Raw genomic sequence first — 15,959 nt, 5'->3', positions numbered from 1 at the left:
CGACACCTAGCGGAATTTCTCGATAACGGGACACAATTCAAGGGAGGGAAGGGACTGATTGGTGGCGCTTCGCTTGTCTTACCCCACGTTCGAATTGCCAATTGAACTCGCCGAAATGGGGTTAAATTAAACAGACCTCACTATGTGAGGTCTGTCGGTAAACTCATTTTCCCTTCCGCCAAAAAACAAGAAAACTACCCATCATTACTGAACCTGAAGCGATTATCATTGGTGTGTGTTCATCCCAGATCCCGAAAAATAATGCAGCGAGGGAGATAGCGCCGAAAATCCCTGCAAAGTTTCTTGTTTGCAGACGGACGCGCTGACGGTCTCTCTCTTTGTCATGGCGTTCGGTATACTCGCGCATCCGTTTGGGTTCATCCAAAAACGAATAGATCCGTGGAGGAATGTCTCGCACTTGTCCGATTGCGGAAAGCGCAGCATTTGACAGGCCTTTGCTGGAAAAACGATTGCCGCCTCCGATCCCTGTCTTGTGTTTTGCCCATTCCATCACACGCTCTTTCCCGATTCCTAGTAAATCCACATTCGGATCGAGAATATGCAGGACACCGACGAAAACAGAAACAGCACGGCCTAAAAAAGCGAATTGGGCAGGCATTTGTACCGGCTGGGTGCGAACGATTTGCATCAAGTCTTCGAGTAACCGTTCTACGACGAAACCATTCATGTCATTCAGATCATCGGACTCATATGCTTTCACAACACGTTCGATTGCGCTTGCCAGTAATGTGCGGTCTGCGTCGGGCAACAAGAATTTAAGTTGCTCAAGGCCGTCCAATACCCGATCGTACTGCTTGAATATGATTCCCTCGACAATCAGGAACATGGAGTCAGCTTCCGCAGGAGAAATCGTAACGACCATCCCGAAGTCGATAAGTACAAGCGTTCCGTCTTCTTGGACCATCAAGTTCCCGCTATGCGGATCCGCATGGAACTGACCGCCTTCTAGCACTTGTTCCAGGAATAACAGGAACAGCCGTACCGATAATTCTTTCCGATCAATTCCATGTTCCTCTAGAAACGCAGTATCCGTGATCCGGACACCTTCAATCCATTCCATTACGAGTACGCGTCGGGTTGTGTATTCGTCGAAATAGACAGGAAACCGTACACCCTCCATATTAGGGAAACGCTCTGCGAAACTTCTACCGTTTTTCATCTCCTGAAGGAAATTCAACTCTGCGCCGATGACGTCTGTCATTTCAATGTATAGCAGATCGAAGTCGATTTGCTTACTGAAGTTGGTGAATCGTTTAGCAAGCCAGATGACAATCTTGATGGCTTTGAAATCTGCACGTAAGATCCGTTCTATATTAGGACGTTGGATTTTTACAGCGACTTGGGAACCGTCGTTCAAACGTGCCTTATACACTTCACCGATTGAAGCAGAAGCAATCGGGACGTCACTCATCTCTTTAAGAATTTCTTGATGGTGGATTTTCCATTCATCATCGAGAACTGCGAGTGCCTCTGCTGTTGGAACAGGTGTTACTTGGTCGGTCAGTCCTTCTAATTCTTCCAGGAAGGAGGGTGGCATGATATCTGCGCGCGCGGACAGAAATTGTCCGAGCTTAATCATCAGGCCGCCTAACTCCAAAGCTGTTTTTTTGTAAATCCGTGCCTGGCGCGTCACGAGCTGCTCCCATTTTGCATTGACGGCGGGTGTGAACCGCCCTCGATGTCGGCGTTGGAACGAAGTCACTTGTACGAAAAATACGATAGACATCCAGACAATCCTGACGATTCGATATAAGGCAAGTTGCTTCATGCGCACGCCTCCTTTATTAACTAGTATACTGTGATTGTGGAGTAAAGCAGAGGATATTGCATTGATCGTACAAAGTGGGTTATGCAGAGCTACAATGGGGTAGAGCAACATAGTATGACTGTAGAAAAAGAGGTGTAAATATGGCGGAACATGAATTCCATTTAACGGCGGTTTGGCCAGGTGGTCGCAACAGCGCAGGGTATATAGAAGCTGGCAATCTGCAAACAAAAATTTCGATACCTTCTGCGATGGAGGGTCCCAACATCGGGACGAATCCGGACGAAATGCTGCTGGGTGCAGCGGCTACGTGCTATATCATTACATTGGCAGCGATGATTGAACGGGCTCATTTGCCTCTGGAGAACATGTCACTCGAATCCATAGGGTTTGTCGATGTGACCAGGGGAGTCTTCACATATAAAAAGATTGTTCATAAGCCGACAGTTTCATTGAAAACCGAAGCAAGTGCATCTGACTTTGAAAAATTGAATGTACTGATAGTCGAAGCGGAGAGGAACTGTATGATTTCCAAGGCAATCAAAGGAAACGTAGATGTGGAACTTGAAGCGACAGTATCCAGATCATAAGTATAACCGGCAAGATATGGAAGTTCCTATCTTGTTTTTTAGTAGAGTGCTTCATGTATTATTCGCAATCTTTAATAAGTCTTGCTAGAATAGATAAAACCTAACGGAAGGATGATGAATAGTGACGGAAACGTTGTCGTGCCAGGATGTCATCTATGCATTCAGTAAAACACATCCACCAGTAAAGAGAATCGATGCGGGAACCACCATTGAAATTGAGACGTATGATTGTTTTAAAAACCAGATCCAGTCTGCAGAAACGAAACTGAGTGGTATCGATTGGGATGCTATCAACCCAGCGACGGGTCCAGTTTACGTGAATGGCGCAACTTCCGGAGATGTGCTGAAAGTGACGATCCAAAAGCTGAATATCGGTGACCAAGGGGTGATGTCCACTGGACCTGATCTTGGTGTGATGGGGCATCGGTTGACAGAACTTGAAACGAAGATCATACCGATTGAAAACGGTATGGCTAAGTTCAATGATCGATTGTCCATTCCTTTAAATCCGATGATCGGCGTCATTGGTGTCGCACCTGAAGGCGAGCCGATTTCGTGTGGAACGCCAGGTTCTCATGGCGGCAATATGGATACGAAGCTGATCACGGAAGGAGCGGTATTATACTTCCCTGTCTATGCCGAAGGTGCACTTTTTGCGTTAGGCGATTTCCATGCAGCAATGGGAGATGGAGAAGTTGGCGTTTCTGGAATAGAGGTTCCAGGCAGTGCGGTCGTTACATTGGATGTCATTAAAAACACTCCGCTCCATCATCCTTTACTTGAAAATGAAAAAGGATTCACCTTCCTGGTTTCAGCGAGCACGCTGGACGAAGCAGTGAAAATTGCGGTCGAAGAAACTGCGGATTTATTGGCTTCCAGGACGAAACTCGGTTTGGCGGAGGTCACGATGTTGTTGAGTGCAGTTGGGCAAGTGCAAGTGAGTCAAGTCGTGGACCCGCTTGTAACGGTCCGTTTCTTCGTTCCACGTTATGTACTGGAAACGTATGGAGCCCCATTATTAAATAGTTAAGTGGATTACGGGACCAGCTTCTATTGATAGGAGCTGGTTTTCCTCATTGGTTAAACGCTATCCAGCTGAAACTTTTGGTAACCAGATCACGTATAGCTACTAAACTGTAGTCGGAGAGTTGAGGGGGCATGATCATGAATGTATTCGACAAAAATATAACCTTTTGTCATCCGTGGCGTTCCTACCAGGCGCGGGTTCTTGCGGAATTGAACGAGCATTTGAAAAACAGGCATCTCCATTTAGTTGCACCGCCAGGATCGGGAAAGACGGTTCTCGGACTTGAAGTGATGCTGAGACTAGATGCGCCCACACTCATAGTGGCACCAACACTTGCCATCCGCAATCAGTGGATTGAACGGTTTGTAGAGTCGTTTCTGCAAGAACCTGTGAAGCCGGATTGGATTTCGACCGAGTTGCGTAACCCGGCTACAGTAACGGTGACGACCTACCAAACATTACATAGCGTGTTAAAAGGGGAAGATCTTGAAACGTTCTTCACTGCATTCGATGCTGTGAACTTCAAAACCATCATTTTGGACGAAGCCCATCACTTGCGTACGTCCTGGTGGCAAAGTGCAATCACGTTCAGGGACCGGTTGCACGAACCGAACGTCGTCGCACTAACCGCTACACCGCCTTATGATGCGGAGCAACGGGAATGGAACAACTACATACAGCTTTGCGGTCCGATTGATGAAGAGATCTACGTTCCGGAACTCATTCGTGAGGGGGACTTATGTCCACACCAGGACTATGTGTATGCATCTGTCCCTTCGCCGGAAGAAGCAGGAATGATAGCGCAATTCCATCGTTCGGTGGATGCATTTGCTGAAAAACTCTTCGCCAATCAGGAATTTCTCGGCCTGTTGGAAGGTCACCCCTGGATTCGGACTCCGGAAGAGAATATGGATGAGTTGCTTAGCAGTCCTGCCTATTACACAAGCATGATGCTGTTTTTGAGAAAAGCAGGAAGTGAAAATTGGCAGCGGGGACTGGAGATTATCGGTGGAGACGAAAAGAATATCCCTGAATTTTCCCTCATATGGCTGGAAGAACTAGTCAATGGACTTCTTTACAAAGATCCACATTACGACGGCGACCATCCGATATTAAAGCCGGTCCGATTGGAATTATCCAGGATTGGAGCGATTGAACGCCGTACGGTCATGCTCCGTTCGAGCCATGCCATCCAGCAAACCCTCGTGAAAAGTGTAACTAAACTAAAAAGCATCGAAGAGATTGTCTCATTTGAAACAGAACACTTAGGACATTCATTGCGGCAAGTGATTTTAGCGGATTACATTCATAAAGAGGATCTTCCCACAACCGCGGACGATGAAAAACCGCTTGTTCGTTTAGGGGTGGCTCCTATCTTTGAAAGACTGCGCAGAAAGTTTGGAGAAACTGCGCGACTAGGTGTCTTGACGGGCTCCCTCATCATAATTCCAGCCACTGCATGGCCGGTGCTTTCTGAGCTGGCAATGACAAGAGGAGTCACGCTTTCTTCCATCCCACACGCACAGGATGATGGGTATTTACAAATAGTCGTCAATTCGGACCGGCAACTCGTCACCTCCCTCATGACAGAAGTGTTTTCCAGAGGTGAAATTCAAGTGCTGATCGGTACCGCAGCGCTACTCGGAGAAGGTTGGGATGCGCCTGCCATCAATTCACTCATCATCGCTTCGACAGTAGGAAGTTATATGTTAAGCAATCAAATGAGGGGACGCGCCATTCGAACTCAAGCAGGCAATCCTGAAAAAACGGCTGCCATCTGGCATTTAGTGTGCGTTCAGCCAGTAATGGAAGGAGGCGGGCCGGACCAGATTGCACTGGAGCGGCGATTCCATTCGTTAATCGGGCTGGATGCCGAACGCCCCCTCATCCGATCAGGTATCGAGAGACTGCATTTGGAGAAGAACCCGGATTCAGATAATGTTGTGAAGCTGCAAAATCATAAGACGCTTCAAAGGGCGGCGAACCGTACATCCTTACAGGAAAGATGGCAACATGCTGTGGAAACTGCTGAACGTGGAGAAAGGAAAGAAGAATTGACGGTGGAACGTTCAAAGATCCCGAAACCGTTTATCTACGCGGCAACTGTCAAATCGTTAGTCATTGTAGGAGCAGCGGTGTTTTTTGAAACTGCAAGAGAAGTGATGGGTCCCAATCCATTTAATATATCGAAAGAGCGCTTGCTGATCGCGTTACTCGTTGGAATCGTAATCGCTTCTCCGTACCTATGGAAGGCAGGGAAAGCGGGCGTAAGGCATCGATCGTTGGAACGCAGTATGATCCAGGCTGCAACTGCAGTCTATGAGTCACTGTTTCATGCTGGATTGCTATCCATTCCACTGTCAGAAAACCGTTTCCGGATAGAGGGAGGGGAGTCTGTGTCTTGCAGTTTGGATCAGGGGACGATTCATGAACAGACGATTTTCCTAAGGGCGATGCAAGAGCTGCTTGACCCAATTGAAAATCCGAGATATCTGATAGTGAGGAGGTCCAAACTTCTTTTCGTTCAACGACGTGACTTCCATTCAGTTCCTGAGGAGATTGGACGAAAAAAAGAGGTTGCAGAGAACTTCCTGAAACAATGGAATCGCCATGTGGATCACGCCACTCTGACGTATACACGAACCCCTGAGGGGAGAAAAGAATTGCTTGTTGCGAGACTTGCTGCAATGTCAGCTATATTCCAAGACAAATCCGAGCGATTGAGCGTATGGAAGTAGACGGTCACTTGAAAAACTGATGAACGACCGGACGTGAAAGACGGAGAGGAGAAACTATGATTGAGTACATACTTGTATTTTTAGGAGCAGCCGTACCCGCGCTTGAAATTGCGATTGTTATCCCAGTGGGAATTGTTAGGGGGCTGTCTCCGTTTTGGGTAATTCTCTTAGCATTTGCAGGGAATATGCTGACGGTTCTTTTGCTGATTTTCTTGTACCAGCGCATTGAGCAATGGTACAGAAGCCGCAAAGGTGAAAATTTAACAGGTGAATCCAAACGGCAACTCCGCGGGAGAAAAATCATGGATAAATACGGGGTTGCTGGACTCGCACTTGCAGGGCCCATCCTGATTGGCACACACATCGCCGCCTTCTTCGCGTTGCTTTTCGGAGCATCCAAACGGAAAACGGTAATTTGGATGACCATCAGCATTGCACTTTGGTCGCTTGTTTTTGGCGTTGCTACAGCTATGGGATTTTCTTTTTTTGTTAAAGATTAAACAATTTAGATAGGAACGTAAGAACTGGTGCGACGATAATACCATATACAAGGAAAATAGCTCCGAATGTTCCGAGAATGTACTGAATCCTGTGTTTCTGATAGGCGGTCGCTTCCGGCGTTGCAATCATCTGGAAGTAGCGTTTTTTGCCGCATGCGTCACAATGGAGGCGGTAGGTGACATCCTTCCGTATTTCACTTTTGTTGATAATCACTTTCTTCATCCGCTTTTCTTTTCGTTTGAACGAAATCCCGAACGTTTTGGCATAGGGAATCGCTTTTGTATGCGCACAATCGACAGATTCAAACTCCAGTTGAAGGCCTTCAAACCAGCTTTTCTGGCGGAGAGTTTTCTTATACATGAGGATCCCGGCAATCCCGACTATGACAATTGTCAGAGGGAATGCAGAAATCATGAGAATCAGTTTCAACGTTCATCCATCACCTTTCAGAAGAATTTGAATTCCTTGGTTTACAGTCTACCAATAATCTTTTGTCGAATCCACACCTAACGGAAAGCGTTCTCCGGAAGCGGAAAACAACCGCGGCAATCGATCTTTATATCTAGCATGCATAAATTCATAACACTATTTAACCATTTCAATTTTCATTCAATTAATTTTCGAAAATATATTGACATGAAAAACACAATCCTATACTATTGTTTTCAGCATGAATAAAGTCATTCTTATTAGTAGCCGCGGAGACGAGGGGTCGACGATGCGGTGGCAAACCCATTCAAAAGAATTTTGGATAGGGCGCCCAACCTGAGCGCAGTTTCGCTATGAAACTGTGAACAATAAGAGGATAAGCAGCTGATGCAGATCGAAGCTTTCCTTAGGTTGTAGGAGAGCTTTTTTTGTGCTCCAAAAAACATTTTTTGTAAGGAGCGGATTTAATTGGTTGAAAAGATTTTATTTACTTCAGAGTCGGTTTCAGAAGGGCATCCAGACAAAATTGCAGATCAGATTTCGGATGCAGTGCTGGATGCAGCGCTCGCGCAGGACCCATTTTCACGGGTTGCTTGTGAAGTATTTACGACAACGAACACTGTAATTGTTGGTGGAGAGATCACAACAGGAGCAGTGTTGGACATTGAAAAAATCGCTCGACAAACGCTTCTTGAGATCGGATATACAAACGATGAACTTGGGATCGATGGCTCATCATGCAACGTGCAAGTACTCGTTCACACCCAGTCTCCAGATATCGCAATGGGAGTGGATACTTCTAGTGATACGAAGGAAATCGGAGCAGGAGACCAAGGCCTCATGTTCGGGTATGCAACGGATGAAACAGCAGGATTCATGCCTCTTCCGATTGAATTGGCGCATGCACTTGTGAAAAAAGCATCCGTCCTTCGGAAAAACGGACAGTTCCGCTGGGCACGTCCAGATATGAAATCGCAAGTGACGATTGACTATACGACAAAAGAAACACCGAAGATCGATACGATTCTGATGTCGATCCAACATGATGGGGATTTTGATAAAGAAGCGTTCGAAGCGTATGTGAAAGAGGAAATCATCTTCAGCACTGTTGAGGAATTCAATTTACAAGGGCAATTCCGCGTACTCATTAATCCTACAGGGCGTTTTGTTACGGGCGGTCCTCATGGAGATGCAGGATTGACGGGACGAAAAATCATCGTGGACACGTATGGCGGGGCAGCCCGTCATGGCGGCGGTGCGTTTTCCGGAAAGGATTGCACAAAAGTCGATCGTTCCGCAGCATATGCTGCACGATACGTCGCAAAAAACATTGTCGCGGCAGGGCTTGCGAAGCAGTGTGAAATTCAGTTGTCATACGCAATCGGTGTGAGTGAACCGATCAGCATTGCAATCGATACGTTCGGAACAGGAAACGCTGCTGATGAGCAATTGCTTCGTGCAGTACGTGAAGTGTTTGACCTGACTCCTGCAGGTATTATCGACATGCTTGAACTACGGATTCCCCGCTACCAAGCGACAGCTGCGTACGGACATTTCGGACGGACGGAACTCGATCTGCCATGGGAGCGTACGAACAAAGTCGAAGCGTTAAAACAATCTGTATATGATACTGTCGGAGCCGGGTGCTGATGAGCATCGTCAAAGAGACGCCAGTTCCAACTAGAACCCTTCTCCAAACGGATGCACCGCTATTTGACGCGCTCGTCGGATATGCAAATTCCGAAACGGTTTCGTTCGATGTACCGGGTCACAAAATGGGAGCATTGAACACTCCGTTCCGGGATGCAATAGGCGTGCAAGCGCTGAAAATGGACGTCAATTCGATGGCGGAACTGGATTTGCTAAGTCATCCGAAATCAGTCATTAAAGAGGCTCAAGACTTGGCCGCTCAAGGTTTTGGTGCTGATCATGCTTTTTTTCTGGTCAACGGATCATCTGTCGGAATACATGCAATGATCCTAGCGGCATGTAAACCTGGGGAAACGCTACTTGTCCCACGCAATTGCCATAAATCGGTGATTGACGGAATGATTTTAAGTGGCGTTGTTCCGGCTTTCATGCAACCGGATGTGGATGACCATTTTGGAATCTCACACGGGATTTCAGTTGAGCAAGTCACACAAGCACTGCAAGAAAATCCGACTGCGAAAGCATTGCTCATTACGTATCCTACGTATTTCGGAACGATGACAGATCTTGAGGAGATTTGTGCACTCGCCCATGCTGCAGGAGTCACCGTATTGGTCGACGCTGCACATGGTGCTCATTTAAAAGTGATGGATGGCATGATTGATCCAATTCAAGCGGGAGCAGATCTTGTCACAACGAGCATGCACAAAACAGGAGGCTCCCTTACGCAAAGTTCACTCCTTCTTCTTCAAGACAGTCGTATTTCTGCAGATAAAGTGAGAAAAGTGACTGGAATGCTGCAAACGACGAGCGCCAACTATTTGCTCATGAGCTCACTGGATGCAGCTAGAAGAGAACTCGTTCTCCATGGAGCAAATGAGTTCCAACGTCTGAAGCCGATTGTCGAAGAAGCGGTCCGAACAATCGAATCAGGCACACAGTATGAGGTGTTGAAATGTGAATATGTGAACGGTCGCTTTCAGCAGTCGTATGACTGGACGAAATTAGTGATCCGGGTGAATGGACTCGGCCTGACTGGTTTTGAAGTTTATTCACTATTGAAACAACGCTATGGTATCCAGATGGAGCTTGCGGAAGGATACGTCGTCATGGCCGTGATCACACCGGCAGATACGGAAACCTCGATTGGACGCCTGAAAGAGGCGCTGCTGGATATCGAAAGAACATGCACAGAACCGCACGTTCTCCACTCTGCCTGGACGGTTGTGGATTCGGTGAACGAACTCGTCATGACACCGCGTGAAGCGTTTTACGCAGAACAAGAATCGGTTGCAATAGACGATGCAATTGGGCGGATCAGTGCGGATACATTAATGATTTATCCTCCAGGAATTCCTTTGGTGATTCCAGGTGAACGGATAACATGTGAAGTGATTCAGCATTATGCTTATTATGAACGAGCATTCGGTACAGTTTTATCTGAGTCAAAACGAACTGGCAGCGTGACTGTCGTAAAAGGGGGATATTAAGGATGAGTTTAGAATTATCGGCGCTAGGACGCCACGTGTTGATTGAATATTATGGGTGCCCGAGTGAAATTATCGAGAACAACAAAGTGATTGAGCAGTTCATGAAAGAGGCTGCAGATTATTCTGGGGCAACCATCGTAGAATCAGTGTTCCATCATTTTAATCCATACGGGGTATCTGGTGCTGTCATTATCGCTGAGTCTCACCTTACGATTCACACGTGGCCAGAGTACGGATTCGCTTCTGTAGATGTCTACACATGTGGCGATTCGGTTAGCCCATGGAAAGCGGCGGATTATTTGGCTGAAAAGCTGCAAGCTAAAAAGACCGAGTCCTTTGAAGTACCGCGTGGCATGGTGGAGAAGATCCGTCAGTTTGCAGAGCGTGAGATTGAAGAAGTGACAGTGAAACCTGTACTGGCAGGTGTGAACGGATGAGTTGGTATACAGAACAGTGGAGCGAAGACTGCAAGTTTTCCGTCGGGTATGAAAAACATCTGCACAGCGAGAAATCACCATTCCAGCAAATCGATTTTTATGAAGGCAAGGAGTTCGGGACATTCTTCACATTGGACGGCTTGATGATGGTCAACGAAAAAGATGAGTTCATCTACCATGACATGATCGTCCACCCGGCTTTCGCAACAAACCCGGATATTAAGAAAGTGCTCGTGATTGGCGGGGGAGATGGAGGTACAGCACGTGAAGTGTTGCGCTATCCCGGTGTGGAACAAGTCGTACTTGCTGAAATCGATGAGCAAGTATTCCGCCTGTGTCAACAGTATTTGCCGATTACAGCTGCAGGTGTAGAAGAAGACCCGCGTATGGAACTCGCTTTCGGCGACGGACTTGCTTACGTGCAAAACGCTCCGGATGCTTCTTTTGACTTGATCCTTGTGGATTCCACAGATCCGGTTTCAGTAGGGGAAGGGTTATTCACAACAGCCTTTTACAATGAATGCTATCGGGTGCTGAATGACAAAGGGATTTTGATCAACCAGCATGAGTCTCCTTATTTCCCGGAGTATGCGGAGAATATGAAGAAAGCACGTACGAAAATCAAAAAGATCTTCCCGGTTGCACGCGTCTATCAATACCATATGCCGACGTATCCATCAGGTCACTGGCTTTTCGGATTCGCGTCAAAGTCGCTCGATCCGTTGAAAGATGCAGATGCAGACGCATGGAATGCCATCGGTTTGCAGACGAAGTATTACAATACAGATCTTCATTACGGAGCATTCGCATTGCCGAGTTATGTTCGGGAGGCGCTGGACAGTGAAGAATAATGCATTGGTTACGAACGCATTCATCGGCTGTGAAACGCCATATGAAGAAGCGGAAATCGTATTATTCGGTTCTCCATTTGACGGGACGACAAGCTTCCGGCCCGGCACCCGTTTTGCCGGCCAAGCGATCCGTCCTGACTCCTATGGATTGGAGACGTATTCCCCTTATCTGGACAAAGATCTGGATGATGCTCTCGTTTTTGACGGTGGAGATTTGGAATTGCCTTTCGGGAATACGGAACGTGTTCTTCAGCAAATCGGTACGTTCAGCGCTGAAGTTTTGGCGGATGGAAAGAAGTTTCTCATGATTGGCGGGGAGCATTTAGTGAGCTTACCTTCAATACGGGCAGCTTATGACAAATTCCCGGATCTCCACGTGATCCATATCGATGCGCATACCGATTTGCGTGAAGACTATATGGGGGAACCGTTATCGCACGCATCTGTCATCCGGCGCTGCCATGATTTCCTTGGAGATGGCCGTATCTACCAGTTCGGAATCCGTTCCGGTTTGAAAAGTGAGTTTGAGTGGGCAAAGACACACACGCATTTGGAGAAGTTCACACTGGATACACTTGCAGATGTGGTTCAATCGCTGAAAGACGTTCCGGTGTATGTGACAATCGACTTGGACGTATTGGACCCGGGGACATTCCCTGGAACGGGAACTCCGGAACCAGGCGGCATCACTTATCGTGAACTGCTTACGGCAATCGGACAGCTGCAAACACTCAGAAATATTGTCGCAGCGGACGTCGTGGAATTATCTCCACAATACGATCCGTCAGGTGCTTCGACAGCAGTCGCATGTAAAACGATCCGCGAGATGCTCTTAACCCTGTCAAAGTGAAATATATATAATAGAAGAAAGCCGTCCTCCATTATTGATGAGGGACGGCTTTTGTTCTGGGATTAATTCACGTCAACTGCAGGTGTACTCATTGTAGAGGGAGTTTCCTTCTTTGTATGGGAAAGTGTCAACATGAATATGAAGGACACACAGAACAGGATGGCAAGGTAGATCATTGCGGCAGTCATATCATAGTGTTGCAAGATATACCCGACTAGTATCGGTGAGAATCCACCGACCGCACGTCCGAAGTTGAAGATCGTGTTCGTCGCCGTGCTGCGGATTTCCACGGGATAGAAACTGCTGATCAGGGCACCGTATCCTGCGAACATTCCGTTGGAGAAGAAACCGACGATGGCTCCGCCGATCAAAACCCCCGCACTGCCTGTTGCATAGCTGTAGAGGAACACCGCTACTGCGGAAGCGAGCAGGAAGAGACCATACGCTTTTTTGGCACCCAGTCTGTCCATGATTTGTCCGAAGACGAGCATTCCTGCAATCATTCCGACTGCTGTACTGATTGTCCAGAGTGCTGAGCTTGAAACTGAAAGGCCTTGTGACTGTTGCAGCATGGAAGGCAGCCAGATCATCAGGCCGTTGTATCCTGCGATTTGGACAGTTGCCATGATTACGAGTGTAATTGTTGTAAACGCAATCCGAGGGGAAGCGACGAGTAAACGGAGTTTCCCGGCATTCTCTTTTTTCTTCTGTGCTTTTTTTGTTCTCTGAGACTCGAGCCATTCGGGCGATTCATCCAGGTTACGACGCACAAAGAATGCGAAGATGACTGGGATGATTCCGACGAAGAATAATGCTCTCCAACCGAAAGCCGGTAAAATGAGTGCGCTCAGCAATGCAGCTAAGATGACACCGTATTGAGCACCGACACTTACATAAGAGGAGGCACGGCCTTGTTTGTTTTTCGGCCACGCTTCAGCGACGAGTGCCATTCCGATTCCGTATTCTCCACCAGCACCAAGTCCTGCGATGAAGCGGTAGATGTAAATTTGTTCAATATTTGTGGCAAGTCCAGTAAGCGCTGTTCCTAATGCGAATAGCAAGATCGTATAGGTGAACACTCTGACGCGTCCGAATTTGTCTGCCAAAATCCCGAAGAGGACTCCTCCGACGAGCATTCCGATATTGGTGACAGATGAGATCAGTCCGCCTGTTGCAAAATCGATTCCGAAGTCCGCGATGATCATGGTCATTGCGAAGGAAATGAACATGATATCCATGCCTTCCAGGGTAAGCCCGGCGACCGAAGCCACCACTGTTTTCTTTTGATAATTCATCCTAAGTTCCTCCTTCCTATTGTAGGGTGTTGCTTAACGTAAGAAGAATGGAACCGGTTTTCACAGCGATTGCCATCCTCTTTTTGCGTCTCACAGAACGCGTATTAAAAGAGTGTGCAGTAGTTGAATGTGCACAAAAATGCCCCCACCATCCAAGAGGACAGTAAGGGCATAGTACGGCAAATTACATGAGGCCAGGCAGAAGCCAGTCTCACAATCCGTTACCCTTTCCGGCCTCTCTGGACCGTGTTAAAGGAGCAATTTAATTGTTTTTATCCTACCAGAAGTAATTTAGTTGTACAAGATTTTTTTGCTCTAGGCGGTAATGTTGGAGTTTTCGATAAATTATTTTTAAAGCATGGTGATTTCATTAGTGATATAATTATTCAGTTGTTCAATTTTAAGATGGAGGTTATATCGTGAATAAGCCGGAAATACATCACCAAGCTCAGTCTAAACGAGTTCTTCTATATAGCTTAACGTTTCTAGCAATTGCAATCATTGGTCTTACTTACGTCAAATGGATGCCGTATGTAGACAAAAGTATCACAGCGATCACCACACATTCCATCGGGGATTCGATTTTAGGATCCGATCCGGATAAAACGGAGTCGGCCTCTTTTGCAGGGGCATGGGACTATGCAGTGACGTACTTTACTGCTGTTTGGAAAGCCGCAGTACTCGGAATTCTATTAGGTTCCTTATTGCAAGTGCTTCTTCCAGCGAATTGGCTCATCCGCGTACTTGGTAAAACTTCATTCGCCAGCACCGCTGCTGGCGGACTCGCCGCAGTGCCGGGGATGATGTGTACGTGTTGTGCAGCGCCTGTAGCAGTTGGCCTGCGCAAAAAGAATGTTTCAGTAGGAGCGGCGCTTGCGTTCTGGATTGGGAATCCGACGTTGAATCCAGCAGCGCTCGTGTTCATGACATTCGTATTGTCTTGGAAGTTCACCGCGCTTCGGTTAGTGTTTGGCCTGATTTTAACATTTGGCGTGAGTTACTTAGCGAACCGGTTTGTGCCTGCTGTTCAACCTGTAGACACGGAGAAGTTATTGCAGCAAGCTGCTGAGGAAGAACAAGGTTCGTTTCTTACGCGCTGGCTGAAAAGTCTCGGTAAAATGACATTGTACATTCTACCTGCGTATTTCCTTTCCGTTTTGTTGATGGGTGCAGTGAAAGGGTGGTTATTCCCGCAATTAGGTGAAGCGACAGGAAGTTCAATTATCCTGTTGGTACTAGTTGCGATCGGCGGCATGCTATTTGTTATTCCGACAGCCGCAGAAATCCCGATTATCCAGACATTCATGGCATACGGTATGGGCGGCGGTCCAGCAGCGGCGTTGTTGCTTACTTTACCTGCAGTCAGTCTGCCATCATTATTGCTAGTTTCAAAATCATTCCCGAAACGCGTCCTTCTCTTTGTCAGTGCATCTGTCGTTGTGCTAGGTGTTGCGGCGGGAATCGTAGGGAATTATCTATTATAAGCGTAGAAAACCGTTTCCTAAGTGGAAGCGGTTTTCATTTTGTTAATCAATGAAAAACCCTCTATCAAGCTCTCACTCGAACGGTATGATACACTCTCTTCAATAACTACTTAGGAGGGACTTTGGATGAAACAGTTAACAGGAAAGACGGCAATCGTTACAGGAGCAAGCAGTGGAATCGGGTCTGGAATTGCAAAAGAACTTGCGGAACAGGGAGCAAATGTCGTTCTAGCTGCACGGAATGCCGAAAAACTGAACGACCTAGCTCAACAACTTCAAGAAGCTGGTGGTTCTGTACTCGTTGTCCCTACGGATGTATCAAACCAGTCAGATGTGGAAGCACTCGCAGTACAAGCGAAAGATACATTTGGCGGTGTGGACATTTACGTCAATAATGCAGGGCAAGTACTGACAGCAGATGTACGTTCTGGTAAAACGGAAGAGTGGGAGGAGATGATTGACGTCAATATTAAAGGTGTGCTGTTCGGCATCAACGCCGTGCTTCCAGCGATGCTCGAAAAAGGGTCAGGTCATCTCATTAACATCGCTTCCGTTTCTGCTACGGAAGTGACGAAAACAAGTACCGTTTACAGCGCAACCAAATTCGCAGTCCGCGCTATTTCCATGGGACTCGAAAAGGAACTTGCAAAAACAGGTGTCCGTGTCACCAATATCTCTCCTGGAATGGTCGACACCCGTTTAGGCGAACAATATGATTGGGGTGAGCGCAAAAAACTTCAAACTGCAGACATCGCAAAAGCGATTGTGTATGCTGTGACTCAGCCGGACTATGTGAATGTCAATGAGATTACAATCCGTCCAGTGTAAACG

Annotated in this window: 14 protein-coding genes; 11 read left to right on the top strand and 3 right to left on the bottom strand. The window is 47.1% G+C overall.

Features of this window, described 5'->3' with window-relative positions; genetic code table 11:
- Positions 1-163: 163 nt before the first annotated feature.
- A complete protein-coding gene (locus H9659_RS07180; RefSeq protein WP_191689260.1) occupies positions 164-1,789 on the bottom strand; it encodes an ABC1 kinase family protein in 1,626 nt (541 codons plus the stop codon).
- A 140-nt stretch (positions 1,790-1,929) separates the two neighbouring features.
- Between H9659_RS07180 and H9659_RS07175 the strand changes: the two genes are divergently transcribed.
- From H9659_RS07175 to H9659_RS07160, 4 genes are all read left to right on the top strand, one after another.
- Positions 1,930-2,376 carry an OsmC family protein gene (locus tag H9659_RS07175; protein ID WP_191689259.1) on the top strand — a complete coding sequence of 149 codons (447 nt, stop codon included), beginning with the start codon at positions 1,930-1,932 and terminating at the stop codon, positions 2,374-2,376.
- Between the two features lie 121 nt (positions 2,377-2,497).
- Complete coding sequence (locus H9659_RS07170; protein ID WP_191689258.1) at positions 2,498-3,406, top strand: acetamidase/formamidase family protein; 909 nt, start codon at positions 2,498-2,500, stop codon at positions 3,404-3,406.
- Positions 3,407-3,540: 134 nt separating this feature from the next.
- Positions 3,541-6,141, top strand: coding sequence for a DEAD/DEAH box helicase family protein (locus H9659_RS07165; RefSeq protein ID WP_191689257.1), 2,601 nt, complete (start codon positions 3,541-3,543; stop codon positions 6,139-6,141).
- Positions 6,142-6,197: 56 nt separating this feature from the next.
- Positions 6,198-6,641 (top strand): small multi-drug export protein, encoded by a 444-nt coding sequence (locus tag H9659_RS07160; RefSeq protein WP_191689256.1) that lies wholly within the window; start codon positions 6,198-6,200, stop codon positions 6,639-6,641.
- On the opposite strand, the gene H9659_RS07155 is transcribed toward H9659_RS07160, so the two are convergent.
- Entirely contained in the window at positions 6,631-7,071 is a 441-nt protein-coding gene (locus H9659_RS07155; RefSeq protein WP_191689255.1) for a hypothetical protein, read from the bottom strand. The genes H9659_RS07160 and H9659_RS07155 overlap by 11 nt on opposite strands.
- Before the next feature lie 468 nt (positions 7,072-7,539).
- Between H9659_RS07155 and metK the strand changes: the two genes are divergently transcribed.
- The 5 genes from metK to speB are packed head-to-tail and all read left to right on the top strand — an operon-like array spanning position 7,540 to position 12,349.
- Entirely contained in the window at positions 7,540-8,721 is a 1,182-nt protein-coding gene (gene metK / locus H9659_RS07150) for a methionine adenosyltransferase (protein WP_191689254.1), read from the top strand.
- A complete protein-coding gene (locus tag H9659_RS07145; RefSeq protein WP_191689253.1) occupies positions 8,721-10,211 on the top strand; it encodes an aminotransferase class I/II-fold pyridoxal phosphate-dependent enzyme in 1,491 nt (496 codons plus the stop codon). The genes metK and H9659_RS07145 overlap by 1 nt, the downstream gene beginning before the upstream one ends.
- Positions 10,212-10,213: 2 nt before the next feature.
- Positions 10,214-10,648, top strand: coding sequence for an adenosylmethionine decarboxylase (gene speD / locus H9659_RS07140; RefSeq protein ID WP_191689252.1), 435 nt, complete (start codon positions 10,214-10,216; stop codon positions 10,646-10,648).
- Positions 10,645-11,499, top strand: a complete 855-nt coding sequence (gene speE, locus H9659_RS07135) for a polyamine aminopropyltransferase (protein ID WP_191689251.1) — start codon at positions 10,645-10,647, stop codon at positions 11,497-11,499. The genes speD and speE overlap by 4 nt, the downstream gene beginning before the upstream one ends.
- Positions 11,489-12,349, top strand: coding sequence for an agmatinase (gene speB / locus H9659_RS07130; RefSeq protein WP_318240705.1), 861 nt, complete (start codon positions 11,489-11,491; stop codon positions 12,347-12,349). Before speE ends, speB begins: the two co-directional genes overlap by 11 nt.
- A 62-nt stretch (positions 12,350-12,411) precedes the next feature.
- Here speB and H9659_RS07125 read toward each other — a convergent pair whose 3' ends face one another.
- The gene (locus H9659_RS07125; RefSeq protein ID WP_191689249.1) at positions 12,412-13,644 is read right to left on the bottom strand and encodes an MFS transporter; all 1,233 of its coding nucleotides are present in this window, start codon (positions 13,642-13,644) and stop codon (positions 12,412-12,414) included.
- A 416-nt stretch (positions 13,645-14,060) separates the two neighbouring features.
- On the opposite strand from H9659_RS07125, the gene H9659_RS07120 reads away from it, so the two are divergent.
- Both H9659_RS07120 and H9659_RS07115 read left to right on the top strand, forming a co-directional pair.
- Complete coding sequence (locus H9659_RS07120; RefSeq protein ID WP_404828977.1) at positions 14,061-15,128, top strand: permease; 1,068 nt, start codon at positions 14,061-14,063, stop codon at positions 15,126-15,128.
- Between the two features lie 126 nt (positions 15,129-15,254).
- Positions 15,255-15,956 carry an SDR family oxidoreductase gene (locus H9659_RS07115; RefSeq protein WP_191689248.1) on the top strand — a complete coding sequence of 234 codons (702 nt, stop codon included), beginning with the start codon at positions 15,255-15,257 and terminating at the stop codon, positions 15,954-15,956.
- The last annotated feature ends 3 nt before the right edge of the window (positions 15,957-15,959 follow it).

This window comes from Sporosarcina gallistercoris, assembly GCF_014836415.1.
GTDB lineage: Bacteria > Bacillota > Bacilli > Bacillales_A > Planococcaceae > Sporosarcina > Sporosarcina gallistercoris.
This window is presented reverse-complemented; position numbering and strand designations above follow the sequence as displayed.

Coding starts and splice junctions, on each gene's coding strand:
- H9659_RS07160 (WP_191689256.1), top strand. CDS start 6,198: ATGATTGAGTACATACTTGTATTTTTAGGAGCAGCCGTACCCGCGCTT.
- H9659_RS07165 (WP_191689257.1), top strand. CDS start 3,541: ATGAATGTATTCGACAAAAATATAACCTTTTGTCATCCGTGGCGTTCC.
- speE (WP_191689251.1), top strand. CDS start 10,645: ATGAGTTGGTATACAGAACAGTGGAGCGAAGACTGCAAGTTTTCCGTC.
- H9659_RS07115 (WP_191689248.1), top strand. CDS start 15,255: ATGAAACAGTTAACAGGAAAGACGGCAATCGTTACAGGAGCAAGCAGT.
- H9659_RS07145 (WP_191689253.1), top strand. CDS start 8,721: ATGAGCATCGTCAAAGAGACGCCAGTTCCAACTAGAACCCTTCTCCAA.
- H9659_RS07175 (WP_191689259.1), top strand. CDS start 1,930: ATGGCGGAACATGAATTCCATTTAACGGCGGTTTGGCCAGGTGGTCGC.
- H9659_RS07125 (WP_191689249.1), bottom strand. CDS start 13,644: ATGAATTATCAAAAGAAAACAGTGGTGGCTTCGGTCGCCGGGCTTACC.
- H9659_RS07180 (WP_191689260.1), bottom strand. CDS start 1,789: ATGAAGCAACTTGCCTTATATCGAATCGTCAGGATTGTCTGGATGTCT.
- speD (WP_191689252.1), top strand. CDS start 10,214: ATGAGTTTAGAATTATCGGCGCTAGGACGCCACGTGTTGATTGAATAT.